General features: G+C 41.7%; 20 protein-coding genes. 1 reads left to right on the top strand and 19 read right to left on the bottom strand.

Translation table 11 applies throughout. From position 1 onward, the window contains the following. Positions 1-2: 2 nt before the first annotated feature. The 14 genes from KB197_RS06180 to ybeY form a co-directional block, all read right to left on the bottom strand. Positions 3-956 (bottom strand): competence protein CoiA, encoded by a 954-nt coding sequence (locus tag KB197_RS06180; RefSeq protein WP_064275856.1) that lies wholly within the window; start codon positions 954-956, stop codon positions 3-5. A gap of 79 nt (positions 957-1,035) precedes the next feature. Then, positions 1,036-1,413: a type II toxin-antitoxin system HicB family antitoxin gene (locus KB197_RS06185; RefSeq protein ID WP_050252888.1), complete on the bottom strand. Its 378-nt coding sequence runs from the start codon at positions 1,411-1,413 to the stop codon at positions 1,036-1,038. 27 nt (positions 1,414-1,440) lie between these two features. Then, positions 1,441-1,629, bottom strand: coding sequence for a type II toxin-antitoxin system HicA family toxin (locus KB197_RS06190; protein ID WP_049491803.1), 189 nt, complete (start codon positions 1,627-1,629; stop codon positions 1,441-1,443). A 118-nt stretch (positions 1,630-1,747) separates the two neighbouring features. Next, positions 1,748-2,608 carry an SAM-dependent methyltransferase TehB gene (gene tehB, locus KB197_RS06195; protein WP_064275857.1) on the bottom strand — a complete coding sequence of 287 codons (861 nt, stop codon included), beginning with the start codon at positions 2,606-2,608 and terminating at the stop codon, positions 1,748-1,750. A 15-nt stretch (positions 2,609-2,623) separates the two neighbouring features. Then, complete coding sequence (gene smpB / locus KB197_RS06200) at positions 2,624-3,091, bottom strand: SsrA-binding protein SmpB (protein WP_001051750.1); 468 nt, start codon at positions 3,089-3,091, stop codon at positions 2,624-2,626. Next, positions 3,054-5,408: a ribonuclease R gene (gene rnr, locus KB197_RS06205; RefSeq protein WP_064275858.1), complete on the bottom strand. Its 2,355-nt coding sequence runs from the start codon at positions 5,406-5,408 to the stop codon at positions 3,054-3,056. The genes smpB and rnr overlap by 38 nt, the downstream gene beginning before the upstream one ends. A gap of 103 nt (positions 5,409-5,511) precedes the next feature. Beyond that, positions 5,512-5,745: a preprotein translocase subunit SecG gene (gene secG, locus KB197_RS06210; protein ID WP_000282517.1), complete on the bottom strand. Its 234-nt coding sequence runs from the start codon at positions 5,743-5,745 to the stop codon at positions 5,512-5,514. A gap of 39 nt (positions 5,746-5,784) precedes the next feature. Continuing rightward, complete coding sequence (gene rpmG / locus KB197_RS06215) at positions 5,785-5,934, bottom strand: 50S ribosomal protein L33 (protein ID WP_001809104.1); 150 nt, start codon at positions 5,932-5,934, stop codon at positions 5,785-5,787. Beyond that, positions 5,934-7,133 carry a multidrug efflux MFS transporter gene (locus tag KB197_RS06220; RefSeq protein ID WP_064275859.1) on the bottom strand — a complete coding sequence of 400 codons (1,200 nt, stop codon included), beginning with the start codon at positions 7,131-7,133 and terminating at the stop codon, positions 5,934-5,936. Before KB197_RS06220 ends, rpmG begins: the two co-directional genes overlap by 1 nt. Continuing rightward, positions 7,120-7,725, bottom strand: a complete 606-nt coding sequence (gene coaE, locus KB197_RS06225) for a dephospho-CoA kinase (protein ID WP_049551528.1) — start codon at positions 7,723-7,725, stop codon at positions 7,120-7,122. The genes KB197_RS06220 and coaE overlap by 14 nt, the downstream gene beginning before the upstream one ends. Next, complete coding sequence (mutM, locus tag KB197_RS06230) at positions 7,725-8,549, bottom strand: DNA-formamidopyrimidine glycosylase (protein WP_049551529.1); 825 nt, start codon at positions 8,547-8,549, stop codon at positions 7,725-7,727. Before mutM ends, coaE begins: the two co-directional genes overlap by 1 nt. Positions 8,550-8,597: 48 nt before the next feature. Next, positions 8,598-9,497 carry a GTPase Era gene (gene era / locus KB197_RS06235; RefSeq protein WP_049488721.1) on the bottom strand — a complete coding sequence of 300 codons (900 nt, stop codon included), beginning with the start codon at positions 9,495-9,497 and terminating at the stop codon, positions 8,598-8,600. Positions 9,498-9,513: 16 nt separating this feature from the next. Then, a complete protein-coding gene (locus tag KB197_RS06240) occupies positions 9,514-9,909 on the bottom strand; it encodes a diacylglycerol kinase family protein (RefSeq protein WP_000378157.1) in 396 nt (131 codons plus the stop codon). Further along, positions 9,890-10,387: an rRNA maturation RNase YbeY gene (gene ybeY / locus KB197_RS06245; protein ID WP_049551530.1), complete on the bottom strand. Its 498-nt coding sequence runs from the start codon at positions 10,385-10,387 to the stop codon at positions 9,890-9,892. Before ybeY ends, KB197_RS06240 begins: the two co-directional genes overlap by 20 nt. Positions 10,388-10,491: 104 nt before the next feature. Between ybeY and pavA the strand changes: the two genes are divergently transcribed. Beyond that, positions 10,492-12,147 carry an Rqc2 family fibronectin-binding protein PavA gene (gene pavA / locus KB197_RS06250; RefSeq protein ID WP_064275863.1) on the top strand — a complete coding sequence of 552 codons (1,656 nt, stop codon included), beginning with the start codon at positions 10,492-10,494 and terminating at the stop codon, positions 12,145-12,147. 32 nt (positions 12,148-12,179) lie between these two features. Here pavA and deoD read toward each other — a convergent pair whose 3' ends face one another. From deoD to KB197_RS06275, 5 genes are all read right to left on the bottom strand, one after another. Next, a complete protein-coding gene (gene deoD, locus KB197_RS06255) occupies positions 12,180-12,890 on the bottom strand; it encodes a purine-nucleoside phosphorylase (RefSeq protein WP_000022091.1) in 711 nt (236 codons plus the stop codon). Positions 12,891-13,381: 491 nt separating this feature from the next. Next, entirely contained in the window at positions 13,382-14,665 is a 1,284-nt protein-coding gene (locus KB197_RS06260; RefSeq protein WP_064275864.1) for a chloride channel protein, read from the bottom strand. Between the two features lie 2 nt (positions 14,666-14,667). Then, entirely contained in the window at positions 14,668-15,477 is an 810-nt protein-coding gene (locus KB197_RS06265) for a purine-nucleoside phosphorylase (protein ID WP_064275865.1), read from the bottom strand. Next, positions 15,461-16,033, bottom strand: a complete 573-nt coding sequence (locus tag KB197_RS06270; RefSeq protein WP_064275866.1) for a DUF1697 domain-containing protein — start codon at positions 16,031-16,033, stop codon at positions 15,461-15,463. Before KB197_RS06270 ends, KB197_RS06265 begins: the two co-directional genes overlap by 17 nt. A gap of 1 nt (position 16,034) precedes the next feature. Beyond that, positions 16,035-17,246 (bottom strand): phosphopentomutase, encoded by a 1,212-nt coding sequence (locus KB197_RS06275; RefSeq protein ID WP_064275867.1) that lies wholly within the window; start codon positions 17,244-17,246, stop codon positions 16,035-16,037. Positions 17,247-17,264 lie beyond the last annotated feature (18 nt).

Raw genomic sequence — 17,264 nt, forward strand, 5'->3', positions numbered from 1 at the left:
TTCTATTTTACCATATTTTTTAAGAAATATTGCTGATAAAAGGCTGGTGGATAGAGCTTTTGCCAATCATTTTGAGGATTTTCTTGATAATAGGTTTGAAAATACTGATAATAGCTGCTTAAGTCCTTCTCAATTTGGCAAAACTCACCTACTAATGGTCGAATTTGTGGATACCATTCTTTTAGCCCGTAAGTCAGGAGATTTTCTCCCTTTTTATAGGCTTCTGCTTGTTCTTTCATCCAAATAGGATTTTGATAAAACAGTTGTTGCCGGATATAACGACAGATGTCCTTATCCTGAGAAACACTAAAACTAGATATTTTTTGTTTCTTATAGGGAAGACGTAATATCTCCAGTAGACTATCTTGTCCATAGGGAAATTCCTTGATTTGATAATAGAGTCTGCCTCGGAGATCTTGGTGAATCAGGTATTTGAGTCTTAAAACTTGTTTTTCACTGTCTACTTCCCAAACATAAAAGCCCATATTTTGACTAAAATATAGAAAACCTTGCTGTAGACGAGTCAAGCGCTCCTTGAGACAAAGTTTTTCCCCCAGCAACCACAGTACTTGGTAACCCTGACTACGATAGCCCTCACTACGCTCTTTTAGAACTTTTTGAGGCAAGGGACTACACTGAACCTCTAAAGCTAGATTGCCATTTACAAATACATCCGCAATCTGTTTAAGCTCCGGAAGCGGGTATTCTAATTGCACCTCTGCCTCTTTTTTCAACCAGTGATAAAGGGATTCTTTATTTGCCAGGTGTTCTGGACTTTCATTTTCAGAGGAAAAATCACAGTCTTTTAAGGTTTTGTGGGCAAAATGGGTCCGGACACTTGGTCCTTGACGCAAACGGAGCTGACCTCCACAAGCTGGGCAGGTGTATTCTTTCTTCTCAAGCTTATCCTCTAACACATTTACCAGCTGTCCCCTAGCATCTCTCGCAACAAACATGATTTCCCTCCTTTTCTATATTATTCGTAAAAAAAGAAAAAAGATCAGGAAATTTCCTAATCTTAATCATTCTATAATTTTAGAGTTGCAAGCGACTTTCAAGAGCTTGTGTCAACACTTCAGAATAGTTCACTTTCTCACGATCTGCAAGTCTGACTAGCCACTCTGGAACCGTAACATTTTTTCGAATTGCTTTATTATTCTTTACGAAAGGCAAGGGATTGACCTGAATCAAAGTCACAAATCCATCGGGTGCTTTCAACTCAGCAATGTCACTAGGAGTAGGCAAAGCTAGTCCTTCATCAATATAAGAAGCTAAAACACTCTCAAGCATTTCCCGAGCATTTTTCATTGCAAGTTCAATCGTTGCTCCTTCAGTCCCGCCTCCAAACTCCGGAAATTCAATCCAGTATCCAGTACCTTCTTTATGAAAAATAGCAGGATAAGATTTTAGCATAATACACCTCCACAATTTCCAAATCAACTACAATCCCAAATCTTTTAATATTTTTCTCTCTAGACCTTTTCCTAAATCCTCATTACCGTGAACTGGAATAGTGACAAGATAGGGAACCCCTTCTTTCTTAAAATGATGATGACTTCCTCTCTTACGAACTTCAATCCATCCATTTGCAAGAGCTAATTTTACCATTTCCTTACCTGTGATTGGCATTTATGGTCACCTTTCTATCTAAAATTATACTCATAATGCGTATTTTTGTCAATTCTTCTTTCTTATCTATTCGTAAAAAAGAAAAAAGATCAGGAAAATTCCTAATCTTCATGTGTGTTTACTTGATTTTCTTAGCTAGCATGGTCGCAAAGCGTAGTTGAATACGATTGCCATTTTCGTCACGACGGTGCAAATGACCTGTATTTTCATTGTACTTAACCAATTCCCAGTCCTTGTAATAGTCTGCCAATTCCCCTTCTTTAAAGGTAAATGGGAAGTTCACTGAGCAAGGATAATCTTCGGTGTCCATGGCACAAACGATAAGATTGTAGCCACCTACCGTGGTGTGCTCCTGCATGTTTCGGATAATAGCTGGAATGCGGTCCGCTTGTAGAAACATGAGAACAACAGTTGATACGATAAAATCATATTCTTGTCCAATGCTGGCTGAATTGATATCATAAAGACCAACAGGCATGTCCAGGTCTTCTTGCTCCACAATGCTTTGTAAGATTTCAAGAGATAATTCATTTTGATCCACAGCTGTCACATCAAAACCATTCTGTGCAAGAAAGAGAGAGTTACGGCCCTGACCACAACCCAAATCCAAGGCTTTCCCTGGTTTTACTGTCTGCATTGCCTCTAGGACCTCTGAATGAACAGGATTGGTATTGTATTTTTTAGGGAAATAATCCTCAGGTTTACAATAAAATTCTAAATACCATTCTACATCGTCTGTTACAGCCTCCACTCGGTGCCAGGCTTGTGGTTGGGCCATGGGATTGTCGGCTCCTGCTTCAAAGAGGTGTTCAGCTATAACCTCACCATCCTCTGTCAATTCAATAAACTTGAGAGTTCCTTTTAAAACAGTAATCTTCCCCCAAGTCCCAACTTTTGTATTGTGCTTTTGCTGAACAGCCTCTGGCATAGTTTCTTTAGTCCACAAGGGCATACGTTTATAGGCAACTAGTTTTTCCATTTTCATTTCCTCTTTTTATCGCTGATTAACAGCTTTCATAACACGCGCAATATCGCGGTTTTGCTCACGTCGTTTGATAGACTCCCGTTTATCATAGTCATGCTTCCCTTTAGCTAAACCTAAAAGGAGTTTAGCGTAACCATCTTTGATATAGACTTTAAGGGGAACCAGGGTCATTCCTGTCCCTTTGGTCTCTTGTTCCAACTTTTGGATTTGTTTCTTATGGAGCAGGAGTTTACGACGACGTTCTGGTTCTTGATTCCAGATATTGCCCTCTTCGTAAGGAGCGATATGGACATTGCTTAACCAAACTTCTCCATTTTTCACTTGAGCAAAGCCGTCCTTAAGATTGATTCGAGCAGCTCGCACACTCTTGATTTCAGTCCCAGTCAGGACCATCCCTGCCTCTAGCGTGTCTACGATAGTATAGTCGTGGCGCGCCTTTTTATTTTGTGCGACGACCTTTCCCTCGCCCTTTGCCATGCTTGGCTCCTTTCTTAGCTACTTCCTTGTAAAAGGGTTTCTTTCCTTTTTTCTTCTTGTCTTTTTGTGAATGCTTGCGCTTATCATTTGAGCGACCTGATTTTCTCTTATCTTCCTTCTTATCTGAACGACGACTTGAACCACGCCCTCTGTCACTGCGACTAGACTGTTTCAAGCCTTTTTCAATCACATCAAACTCACTTGGGATGTAAGAGAAGTCAATTTCACCCGTCATCTTGTCGGCTCTTTCAACTCGGATACGGATTTGCTGACCTACACGGAAGGTTGTTCCTGATTTCTCCCCACGAAGAGTCAAATCCCGCTCATTGAAATGATAAAATTCAGGTAGATTAGTGATGTGAATCAAGCCTTCAACTGTATTCGGCAATTCTACAAAGAGACCAAATTTAACGATGCTGGATACAACCGCATCATACTCTTCACCCACGTATTCTTCCATATACTCAGCCTTTTTCATGGCTTCGACCTCACGTTCTGCCTCGATGGCACGACGCTCACGGTTGGAAGACTGGGTTGCAATCTCTGGAATCACTTGTTCAAAATGCTCTGCTATTTCCTTAGAACGGCCGTAATCCCGAATCATACGGTGAACAAGAAGGTCTGGATAACGACGAATCGGACTAGTAAAGTGAGTGTAATAGTCAGCCGCTAATCCATAATGGCCGTGATTGTGCTCCGAATAGCGGGCCTGTTGCATGGAACGGAGAAGCATCATGGACAATACATCTGCATAAGGTTCTCCCTCAACAGTACGCATGATGTCTTGAAGTGCCTCCTGGCTAATCTCACTAGCAGTCCCATAAATGCGCAATCCAAAACTTGAAGCATAATCAATAAACTTCTGAACTTTTTCAGCCTTAGGCTCCTCATGGATACGATAGATGAAAGGCAAATCCAGCTTGCTGAAATGCTCGGCAACTGTTTCGTTGGCTATCAACATGAAGGACTCAATCATGCGCTCGGCAACACCACGTTGACGAAGAACAATATCAACAGGCTTACCCTGTTTATCCACTAAAATCTTAGCTTCATTGGTATCGAAATTGAGGGCTCCACGTTTCACACGCATGTTTTCTAAAATTTCATGGAGCTTGGCCATGAGTTCGATACTTGGAACAATTTTCTGATACTCTTGTCTCTTCTCCTCGTCACCTGCTAGGATATCATTAACATCGTTATAGGTCATACGGAAGCTTGTCTTGATTACCGTTTGTGTAATGGTGTAATTGACCACACGACCATGTTTATCAATCTCCATAATGGCAGACTGGGTCAGGCGATCAACTTGAGGATTGAGAGAGCAGATACCATTTGACAGTCGTTCTGGAAGCATTGGGACCACACGGTCTGTCACATAGACAGAAGTTGCGCGATTAAGGGCTTCCTTATCAAGGGCAGACCCCTCGGTCACATAATAGGAAACATCTGCGATGTGAACACCGAGCTCCAAATTCCCATTTTTTAAAGCCTTGATATGCACCGCATCGTCCAAGTCTTTGGCGTCAGCACCGTCAATGGTAAAGGTAATCTCATCTCTTAGATCCAGACGGCCTTCCATATCCTTTTGAGACGGAACATCAGGCACACTTTCTGCTTCCTTGACAACAGCTTCTGGAAATTCTGAGACAATGTCCATAGACTCCAAAACCTCAAGAACATCAATTCCGACATCCGTTGAATGCCCCACCACATCGAGGACACTAGCGACAAAGAAATCATGTTTCTTGCTTGGGTATTTATCGATAAAGACCTTGAGAACTTCTGTTCCCTCCAGTTTAAGGGCTGGTTTTTTTACATAAATCGGTTGGCTGATTTTCTGATTTTTTGAACGGATGTAGCCAGCATACTTAGGTTTTTCCTGATCTAGAACGATTTGGCCAACAACAGTTGTCAAACTGTGTTCTAAGATATCAATAATTTTGGCTTCGGCTGCTGTTCCCTTATTGCGGTCAGCGACTTTCTTTATCACGACCTCAACGGTATCACCATCAATAGCATAGTTGACATCGTTTTTTCCTACAAAAAGGTCGTCCTCCTCGCCTTCCAGACTAACAAAGCCAAAGCCATTTTTATGGGCATGAAAAATCCCCTTGAGAGTAATCTCGTGTTTTTTCTTGACTTCCAAGGTCAGACTTCCATCTTCTTCAAAGCGAATCTGGTGCTTTCTTTCCATTAGGGACAAGGTTTTAATCAACTCACGAAAATCCTTGGAACCGTCTTTTCCCAAAGCCTGAGCCAAGTCATTGACAGTCACCTTTCCTTTATCTTGTAAATATTCTTTTATTCTATCTTTCATATTTTCTTTCTAGATTTTTGAATTTTATTGAATATTGTAAAACCTTCTCAAATATCTTTTAAAAATAAAAAGAGGCAAAGACCTAGTCTTGCCCATTATTTTCTTATCTACTTGATAATACCGTCAATGCTAAGGCAATGGCTAGCCAGAAAAAGACTAAAATCCCTGTCAAACGCTGCATTACAGCTTCAAAACCGCGTGCTTTACTACGTTCAAACAAATCACCTGAGCTGGCATCAAATACATTGCTGGATTGGTTTTTGGTTGGTTGCATGAAAATCGCAATCACAATCACAACAGATAATACTAATAAAATGGTTAATAATAGGTTATACATATCAAACTCCTTAAAATCCTTATTATTTTACCATAAAATCTACTTAGATTCAAGATGTAGGGTTACTTTTCTTTCCTTGGGACAATACTTTAAAACCTCAATCTTGTCTGGATGAGTTTTGGAGTTTTTACTAGTTAGGTAATTGATACTGCCACAAGAGGAGCATTTGAGATTAATTTTTACTCGCACTAGATTTCCTTTACTTTTAATAATGTTCGAAATTGAAGAAGGTTAAAGAGACAACTAAAGGCAACACAAAGGCTTGTCGCATAAAAGACTGCATGGTAGCCAAATTGACCTGCTACTGCAGAACCTGCCATGGGACCAACAACACCTCCCAGATAAAAGAATACCTGATTGAAGGCAAAGACCCTCGAAATGCCGACTTTGGGCGTCATCTTGCTGAGAAGGGCGTTAACTCCGGGAATCAAAGCACCGGTTCCCAATCCAAAGAGGAAACGATAAAGTCCTAATTGAAGGGGGCTAGAAGCATTAGCACAGAGGAGATAGATGATAACTGAATAAAACTGGGCTACAATCAAGAGACGATGATTGCCCACCTTGTCACCTAGCTTTCCCATGACTCCTGCACTCATCATACTGGAAAAGCCCATGCTGGACACAATCAAACCAGATGCAAAAAGAAGATTCTCTGTCTGCCCTAAGTCGCGTACATACAGAGCTAAGATAGGGCCGATTGATTGGGCTGAAAATTGGATGACAAAACTGGTCAGAAAGAGGTTGACCAAGAGATAGGGATATTTAACTGATGTAAATAATTCCTTTGTTGGGATGGCCTTTTCCTTGGCTACTGGTTGAAAATCTTCCTTGATAAAGCAAATAGTTAAAACAGCAGCTAAGAATAGAAAACTACCAACTAGTAAGAAAACAGTACGAATGCCAAATAATTCTGCAATAAATCCCCCGATAAAGGGACCCGTTAGAGTACCTGCAACTACGCCTGTAGACAAAGTACCTAAGGCAGTTCCTGATTTCTCCTTGGGAACCTGACTGGCTATCAAGGCCGTTGCATTGGGAACAAAACCCGCAAATACACCATTCAGTAAACGAAGAAAGATTAACCAATAAATATTTGGCACAAAGGCCAAGCCTCCCATAGTGATAGTCATGGCCAGACCAGCCCGAATCATCATGGGCTTTCGACCGTATTTGTCAGCAAAAATCCCCCAGATAGGAGAAAAGAGCGCCGCGGAAATGGCAGAGACAGAAATAGCTAAACCTGCATAAAAAGCAGCTTGATCACTCCCTACGCCCAGATTTTCCACAAAGATGGGCATAAAAGGCACAACCAAGGAAATACTGGCTCCTGTCAGAAAATTACCAAACCAGGCAATGCGCAGATTATCCTTCCAGTTAATCTCTGTCATCTTCACTACCTCCCTCAAGCAGGGAGAACACCTGAGTAAGAAGCTGGTCCTGATTTCCATTGTTGTTTAAAACCTGGCTGGCCAAATCTTTCTTTTTTTCTAAAGGCCACTGGGCTGCCAGACGAGACTTAGCTTCATCTTTGGACAACTGGTCCCTTTTCATTAAGCGTTTCACTTGGACATCTCGGTCCACATAGACCAACCAAGTCTCATCAAACCAAGCGCTGTAGGCCTGCTCAAAAAGTAGGGGAATATCCATGAAGAAAATCTCTTCTGTCTGAGCCAACTGGTCTCTCAACGTAGCTAGTTCCTCACGGATAATCTCTCCTTGGATTTGCTTAGACCATTCTCGTTCTTCAGGATTTGAAAAGATAAGACTAGCTAGGAGAGGGCGATTGAGTTCTCCATTTTCTAATACAATTTCTTGACCAAAGTGCTGGACTAGAGCTTCAAACAGACGACCACTAGGTTCCTGTAGTTGGTGGACGACTGCATCAGCATCCACCACTTGAAAGCCTTGCTTTCTTAGAAAATTTGTCACGGTTGACTTACCAGAGGCAATTCCTCCTGTAATTCCGATGATTTTTCCCATCAGTCCCTCCTTTGACACTGAGGGCAAAAGTGAGTTCCACGTCCGCCTAGTTGGATTTTCTCAATGATGGTGCCACAGCGTACACATTCTTGACCAGCCTTGTCATAGACCTGATGAAAATCCTGCATGGTTCCGTCTTCCCCAAAGGCATTGGTATAAGTCCGAATGGTGGAGCCACCTTTTTCAACAGCCTGGCCCAATACAGCAATGGTCTGGTCATGAATGGCTGTCGCTTCTACTGCTGTCAAAGTCTGAGAAGATCTTGCTGGATGAATCTGAGCTCGCCAGAGAACCTCATCTACATAAATATTACCAAGGCCAGCTACCAAGGTTTGATCTAATAAGTGAGATTTGATAGGCTTTTTGGACTTAGCGAGGGCATTTTTAAAGACCTGCAAATCAAAATCCTGCTCTCTTGGCTCAGGACCTAATTTTTTAGAAATAAAGTAAGCTTCCAAAAGGTCTGGTGCAAGCAGTTCCATAGTACCAAACTTGCGTACATCCTCATAAACAAGCGTGCCACCGTCTTCAAACTGAAAGAAAACATGAGCATGCTTGCGTTCAGGTGCTTGGTCTGGATAGTAAAAATACTTGCCCTCCATCCGCAGATGGGAAATCAAGACCTTGTCTGTCATGTAGAAAAGCAAATATTTGCCACGGCGTCCCATTGACTCAACAACTTGACCAGGCACTTCCTTTCGAAACTCGTCCAAATCTGTCTTAATCATCTTGGGATAGCGAATATCAATGCTAGAAATCTTTTTACCCAAAATCAATTTTTCTAAGCCACGTCGAACGGTTTCAACCTCAGGTAATTCAGGCATAAGTCCTCCTTCTGTAAAAACAAGAAGCAGGCATGAGCCCACCTCTACTTAGTATTCTTTTTCATTATAGCCAAAGTCAGCCAAATCTAGCTTTTTATCGCGCCAATTTTTCTTGACCTTGACCCAGGTTTCTAGGAAGACCTTATCTCCTAGCATGAGTTCAATATCACGACGGGCCATGCTACCGATTTTCTTAAGCATAGCGCCACCTTTACCGATGATAATCCCTTTTTGGCTATCTCGCTCGACCATGATGGTTGCACGGATGTGAACCTTGTCTGTCTCTTCATCTCGTTTCATAGAATCCACAACTACTGCAACAGAGTGCGGAATCTCTTCACGAGTTAAGTGCAAGACTTTCTCGCGAACCATTTCTGAAACCAAGAAACGTTCTGGATGGTCTGTGATTTGATCAGACGGGAAATACTGGTAACCTTCGTCCAGATTTTCACTCAAAATATCAACTAAACGTGAGACATTATTTCCCTGAAGAGCTGAGATTGGAACGATTTCCTTAAAGTCCATTTGATTACGAAAATCATCAATCTGAGACAAAAGCTGGTCTGGATGAACCTTATCAATCTTGTTCACCACCAAAATCACAGGAACCTTGGCAGCCTTAAGACGCTCGATAATCATGTCGTCTCCCTTACCACGCGCTTCATCAGCAGGCACCATGAAAAGAACAGTATCCACTTCGCGAAGGGTACTGTAGGCAGACTCAACCATGAAATCTCCGAGAGCCGTTTTAGGTTTGTGAATCCCTGGTGTATCAATAAAGACGATTTGCTCCTTATCAGTCGTGTAAATTCCCATGATTTTGTTGCGCGTTGTCTGCGCCTTGTCACTCATGATGGCAATCTTTTGCCCCATGACGTGGTTTAAAAAGGTTGACTTCCCAACATTGGGACGTCCTAAAATGGCTACAAAGCCTGATTTAAAAGTCATAATTTCCTCTTACTGTTTAAAATAATAAATCCCAGATTCGTGGGAGAAAAATCAATGCGCCTGTTAAGGCTGCAAAAAGAGAGACCACTAATACCGCGCCAGCCGCCATATCCTTGGCATTTTTAGCCAGCATGGAAAAGTGATAGTGACTGGCCAAATCCACCACATTTTCAATAGCAGAATTGATAATTTCAAAGGCTACTACTAAGAAAATGCTCAATAGGAGAAAGAGCCATTCGATTCGTGACACCTGAAAAACAAAACCTGCAAGGATGACTACAAGAGCCGTCACTGCATGTTTTCGCATATTGCGTTCTTCCTTGATAGCAGTAAAAATTCCTGTGATGGCAAATTCTAAACTGGATATCAGGTCACGATTTTTCCATTTTCGTTTATTGTCTTGTGAGTCCATAGGCTGTCAAAATTTCTTCTTGTAAACCGAACATCTCCGCTTCTTCTTCCGGAGTGTAGTGATCATAGCCGTTGATATGTAAAAAGCCGTGTACTGCCAAGAAGCCCATCTCACGCTCAAAGCTGTGGCCATATTCCTCGGCCTGCTCATGTGCCTTATCGATAGAGATGAAAAGTTCCCCAATATAGGCATCAAACTCAGACATCATCTCTGCCAATTCTGGATTTTCAAGTAAATCTTCTTCGTCAAAGGCAATTTCTAACTCTGGTTTATACTCGAGGCTGATGACATCTGTCGGACGGTCGGTGTCACGGTACTCTAGATTGAGTTCATGACTACGCTCGTTGGTCACAAAGGTGACTGCCATTTCCTTGTCTTCTTTTCCTAATTTTTGGGCTGCAAATTCCAAAATTTCTTGGGTTTGTTGCAACATTTCTTTTGAAACTTGATCAGTTTCATCTACCATTTCAATATACATGTACTTCTCGTTTCTCTTTACTTGGCTTTATTATACCACATTTCCATGATTTTATTCTACCTTTTTGATATAATACTATGGAATACAATCACAAGGAGAGAACGATGTCATTTGACGGATTTTTTTTACACCACATGGTTGAGGAATTGCGAAGAGAGTTAGTGAATGGTCGCATCCAGAAAATCAATCAGCCTTTTGAACAAGAATTAGTCTTGCAAATCCGCAGCAATCGCCAAAGTCATCGCCTGCTCCTTTCTGCCCATCCAGTTTTTGGACGCATTCAGCTGACCCAAACGACTTTTGAAAATCCAGCCCAACCTTCTACCTTTATCATGGTTTTGAGAAAGTATTTGCAGGGTGCCCTGATTGAGTCGATTGAGCAAGTGGAAAATGACCGTATTGTGGAAATGACAGTTTCCAATAAAAACGAAATTGGGGACCATATTCAGGCGACTCTCATTATCGAGATCATGGGCAAACACAGTAATATTCTACTGGTCGATAAAAGCAGTCATAAAATCCTCGAAGTCATCAAACACGTTGGCTTTTCACAAAATAGCTACCGCACCTTGCTTCCTGGATCAACCTATATCGCTCCGCCAAGTACGGTATCTCTCAATCCTTTTACGATCAAGGACGAGAAACTATTTGAAATCCTGCAAACACAGGAAACGACAGCTAAAAATCTTCAAAGCCTCTTTCAAGGTCTGGGACGCGATACGGCAAATGAATTGGAAAGCATACTGGTTAGTGAAAAACTTTCCACTTTCCGAAACTTTTTCAATCAAGAAACCAAACCATGCTTGACTGAGACTTCCTTCAGCCCAGTTCCTTTTGCAAATCAGGTGGGAGAGCCTTTTGCAAATCTTTCTGATTTGTTGGACACCTACTATAAGGATAAGGCTGAACGCGACCGCGTCAAACAGCAAGCCAGTGAACTCATTCGTCGTGTTGAAAATGAACTTCAAAAAAATCGCCATAAGCTGAAAAAACAAGAAAAAGAGTTACTGGCGACAGACAATGCGGAGGAATTTCGTCAAAAAGGGGAATTGCTAACAACCTTCCTCCATCAAGTGCCTAACGACCAAGACCAGGTTATCCTAGACAACTACTACACCAACCAACCTATCACCATTGCGCTTGATAAGGCCTTAACTCCCAACCAGAATGCCCAACGCTACTTTAAACGTTACCAAAAACTCAAAGAAGCTGTCAAATACTTGACTGATCTGATTGAGGAAACCAAGGCAACTATTCTCTATCTGGAAAGTGTGGAGACCGTCCTCAACCAAGCTGGACTGGAAGAAATCGCTGAAATCCGTGAAGAATTGATTCAAACTGGCTTTATCCGCAGAAGACAACGGGAGAAAATACAGAAACGCAAAAAACCAGAACAATATCTAGCAAGCGATGGCAAAACCATCATCTATGTCGGCCGAAACAACCTACAAAACGAGGAGCTAACCTTTAAAATGGCCCGCAAGGAGGAACTTTGGTTCCATGCCAAGGACATTCCTGGAAGCCACGTTGTCATCTCAGGCAACCTAGACCCATCTGATGAAGTCAAGACTGACGCAGCAGAGCTGGCCGCCTACTTCTCTCAAGGTCGCCTGTCAAATCTGGTGCAGGTAGATATGATTGAAGTCAAGAAACTCAACAAACCAACTGGCGGAAAACCAGGCTTTGTCACTTACACAGGACAAAAGACCCTCCGTGTCACACCAGACCCCGAAAAAATTGCATCCATGAAAAAATCCTGATTTTACTTAAAATCAGGATTTTCTTTTACATTTTATTCTGCAATCAAGGTTTCCAAACCAACCTTCATCATATCAGTAAAGGTATTTTGGCGTTCCTCTGCAGTCGTGTCTTCATCTGGATTGACCAAACTATCAGAGATAGTCATGATAGCAAGGGCGTCAACATGATGTTGGGCTGCCAAATAGTAGAGAGCTGCTGCTTCCATTTCCACAGCCTTGACTCCCCATTTACCAAGCTCGATGTTTTTTTCAAAGTAGTTTGAATAAAAGACATCAGATGACAAAACGTTCCCAACGTGGGTGGTCATACCGAGTTCTTTGGCGATATGGTAGGCCTTGTCCAGCAAATCAAAGCTAGCGATTTGTGGGAAATCATACTGTGGCCAGTCATTACGGATGATGTTAGAGTTGGTTGCCGCTGCCTGCGCCAAAACTAATTCACGGACGTGAACGTCTTCATTCAAAGAACCTGCTGTTCCCACACGGATCAATTTTTTCACACCGTAGTCAACAATCAACTCACGCGCATAAATCGAAATGGATGGCATCCCCATCCCAGTTCCCATGACAGATACACGGTGGCCTTTGTAAGTACCAGTGTAACCAAACATGTTACGCACTTCGTTAAAACAAACAGCATCTTCAAGGAAATTTTCCGCAATAAATTTAGCACGAAGAGGATCTCCAGGAAGAAGAATTTTATCAGCAATTTCACCCTGCTGAGCAGCAATATGGATAGACATAATTTATGATACAAAGAGCGACAAGAAAACGACTGAAAATTAGGAATCTGACGAGAAATCCTGATTTCTCAGTCAGATTATCTATTTTCCGAGTTTTCCGCTCGTGTTCAAATTAGAACACCTCACTCTACCTTTCTTTTTTTATATTCAGGATAGCGACAGAGAACAAAGTAAAAATAGGAAACTGATGTAGCATCGACGATGCTGGGAAGTTTATCTTTTTTACACAGTTCTCCGCCCGTATTCAGTTCAATGAATACAGTTAACCCATCCTTTCTTTTATTGTTATGAAAAGTTTTCCGCTCGTGTTCAAATCAGAACACACGCTCTACCTTTCTTTTTTTATTTTTATATTTCATAGCTAGGAAAAATCGTATTCAATCATGACTCCGATAAGCCTACTACATTTTTATTTAAAACAGTTATTGATAAACTGACAATAGTTTTTAATCTTTTAAGATAAATCCCTGACTAGAAGAAATGGGCATTTCCTACCTAATTACTTTATTCTTTGACTTCTGACACAATATGCTAGCCCAAGGAAAGCGGTCTAGCATTTTTGCAAATTCATAGGCTAAAACAGCTGTTACTAAGAAATACGGAATAGAATCTATACCTAGCCCAGTGAAACCTATAACTAATCCGGTTGCAGACCAGGGAGCCTTCAAAGTCACGGACAAAAAGCAAACAGATCCCAAAAGTAAAGTGGTTGGCTGGCTATCCACACCTAGAATTATTCCAAAGAGGGCAGCTCCAGCCATCCCCAAGGCAAAAGATGGCGTAAGAGTACCACCATAGGCCCCTGCCCAAAGGATAATAAGAACGACCACTGCTTTTAGGAAAAACATGAGAAGCACTGTTTGACCACTGCTACCATTTAAAATTTCCTGAGCCATCATGCGTCCATTACCAAGTAGATGTGGAAAGGAACTTGCAAGACCAACAAGAAAAAGAAAAGCTGAGGGCAATGTGAGAAGTATTCGTTTATCTTTTATTCTGTTTGAAGACGCTTCTTTACTTAAGCGACCAAAAAGCCAAGCCAGTGGGGTTAAGAAAAGAAGTAATAAGGGAATAATCCATATTTCCTTTAATGACCATGTGATAGCTGGAATCTGGTAGAGAGCCTGATCTGAAATAACCAAGCCTGCTGTATAGGTTGACACATAGGTAGTCAAACCGACTAAGACAAATCGTTTAATAGATAGAGCAATTCCTAGGGTTTCAAAAACAAAGAAGACACTTGTTAATGGAACCTGATAGACAGCTGCTAAACCAGCACCAGCACCACAAGCAAGGAGAAAGATTTGATCCTTCTTAGAGAGAGAACATATTTTTCCAATTGGTCCTGCAAATAGAGTTCCAATTTCTCGTGGTGCAGCTTCTTTGCCAATAGGGGCTCCCCCTCCAACTGCAATGATCTGCCAAATTGAATGAAATAGCTGTTTTAGAAAATGAAGCTTGTATTGTGAAGTCTCATCCTTCATCTGAGCTTTGATGGAAAAAATCTTCGACTCTTTTTGCAAGAAGTACCAGACTAAGGACGAGCTAAGACCCACGATTATTAAACTTAGTCCTATCCGTGAGGAGGAAACTCCATCTGTCAAAAATCCACTATGGTGCTCTGACTGACCAAAAGCTAGCTTCTCCATCATCTCTAAAAGATAATGGAGAAATATACCAGATAAACCCGAAACTATTCCTTGCAGAATTACTGCTATGAATAATCTAAAATTATAAGGAATTTTTCGAAAAATACTCCTCAATTCTATTAACATGATTACAATTCAGCAAGAATCGTTTTAAGCAAGCCTTTGAAGTCGCCTTTAACACGTTCAGTCACTTCTACAACTTCTTCGTGGTTGAGTTCTTCTTGGAAACCTGCAGCATGGTTAGTAATACATGAAATACCGAGAACTTTCAAGCCAGAGTGGGCTGCCACAATCACTTCAGGAACTGTAGACATACCAACTGCATCTGCTCCAAGTGTCTTATAGGCACGAATTTCTGCTGGGGTTTCATAAGTCGGACCTGTTACACCAATATAGACACCTTCATCAAGCTTGATACCAAGTTTCTTAGCCACTTCATGGGCAGTAGCACGATATTCTGGAGTGTAGGCTTTAGACATGTCTGGGAAACGTGGACCAAACTCATCCAAATTTTCACCCATCAATGGGTTCTGCCCCGTCATATTGATATGGTCTGAGATAGCCATCAAGGTACCAGGACCAAATCCAATACCTCCTGCAGCATTGGTTACAATAACACCTTCACATCCGAGAACTTTCATCACACGTACTGGGAAAGTCACGACTTCAAGAGGATTTCCTTCGTAGAAATGGAAACGTCCTTGAAGAGCCAAGACCTTGCGACCTGCAAGTTTTCCATATACCAATTTACCAGCGTGACCGACTACTGTCGAACGGCCCCAGTTCGGAATATCTGTATAGTCTACTACAACTGGATTTTCGATTTCTTCTGCCAGTTCTCCCAGACCTGATCCAAGGATTAGACCAAACTCAGGCGCTTGGATTCCCTTGTCTTTCAGGAAAGCAGCTGTTTCATTGATTTTATCTAAAAATGTCATTGTGTTCTCCTTTATTATTTTTTATCATTTGACCGATTTTGTCAAAAGTTTTAGCATTACGAATGGTGATTTGGCGGTAGAAAGGCATCTTGAGTAAGTATTTGTGATAGGCAGTTGCATAGTAGGATTCTTCAGAAAATTTCCCCCAGAAAATACCAAGTTTTCCGAAATGAAGAACTTCATCTTCCAGTTCTAAACTTTCAACTTTCTCAATGACTTTATCCACATCCAAGCTCTCCGTGTAGAAGAGCACATCTTTTCGAGCCAGGTCTTTGGTCCACCAATCTGGCAGATTCTCCAGCTCTGCTTCATAGTCTTCCTGACTCAGCAAGGAAAAGCTCTGAATAAATGGATAATGGATTTCAAAGAATGCCTCCAACTTTTCAACCAATCGGGCTTTGGGAGCTGTCGAAGTAAAGAAAATATTGCCACTGTTGATGTAGGTCTCAACCTTTTCCAGTCCCAACTCTGTCAGTTCTTGACGAAGTTGCGCCATGACAACCTTATTTTTCCCACCTACATTAATGCCCCGAACAAGTATAGCATATCGCGTCATCTTATACCAATTTATCTAAGAAACTTTCCCCAATCATGGCAGTTTCAACACCGAAGTTATCGGCAATAGTCGCTGAGATATCTGCAAAATGTCCTACTGGAATGACACCATTTCCTTTAAAGGCAGGGCTGTAGGCCAACAATGGAATATATTCACGAGTGTGGTCTGTTCCTGCATAGGTTGGGTCATTTCCATGGTCCGCAGTAATCAAGAGAAGGTCGTTCTCTCTCATGGCTGCGATAATTTCAGGCAAGCGTTCATCAAACTCATGCAAGCAATCACGATAACCATGAGCATTACGACGGTGGCCGTAAAGGGCATCAAAGTCCACCAAGTTTGTGAAAGAGAATCCTTTTTCAAACTCAGCAAGTCCCATAGTCTTCAATAGTGTATCAATTCCGTGGCTGTTTGACTTATTGTGTCCCATGTCATGGTTGATACCAGCACCGTTAAAGATATCATTGATTTTACCAACAGCATAAGTATCGATACCAGCTTCGTTCAACTTATCCAAAACAGTTGGTGCAAATGGAGATACAGCCAAGTCACGACGGTTTGCTGTACGAGTGAAGTTACCAGACTCACCCACATAAGGACGGGCAATGATACGTCCTAGAAGGGCAGGGCGCTCAAGGGTAATCGAACGAGCGTATTCACAGATACGGTACAATTCATCCAAAGGAATGATGTCTTCGTGAGCAGCAATTTGCAAAACAGGGTCAGCTGAAGTATAGATAATCAACTCTCCAGTTTCCATCTGACGAGGTCCAAAATCATCGATAACAGCCGTACCTGAGTAAGGTTTGTTGGCTTCACGAATGACCTTACGTCCCGAAAATTCTTCAATCTTTGTCAAGATTTCTTCTGGGAATCCGTTCCAAAAAGTATCGAAAGGCTCAGTAATATTGAGTCCCATGATTTCCCAGTGTCCAGTCATGGTATCCTTACCAAGAGATACTTCCTCTAATTTTGTTGCATATCCTGTTGGATTGCTTTCGGCTGCTACAGTCTTAAGAGGAGTTTCCCGAGGAATATTTCCTAAACCGATTTTAGCCATGTTTGGCACATTCAAACCAACTGTTTTTGAAATGTGTCCCAGTGTGTCCGAAGCTCCGTCTGGAACCCCTGCATTGACAAAGTTATTGGCATCTGGTGCAGCACCGATTCCTACAGAATCCAGTACTACCAAGTGAATACGATTAAATTTTGACATAGTGTATCTCCTTATTAT

The sequence above is a fragment of the Streptococcus sp. 11-4097 genome (genome assembly GCF_018215285.2).
Taxonomy (GTDB): Bacteria; Bacillota; Bacilli; order Lactobacillales; family Streptococcaceae; genus Streptococcus.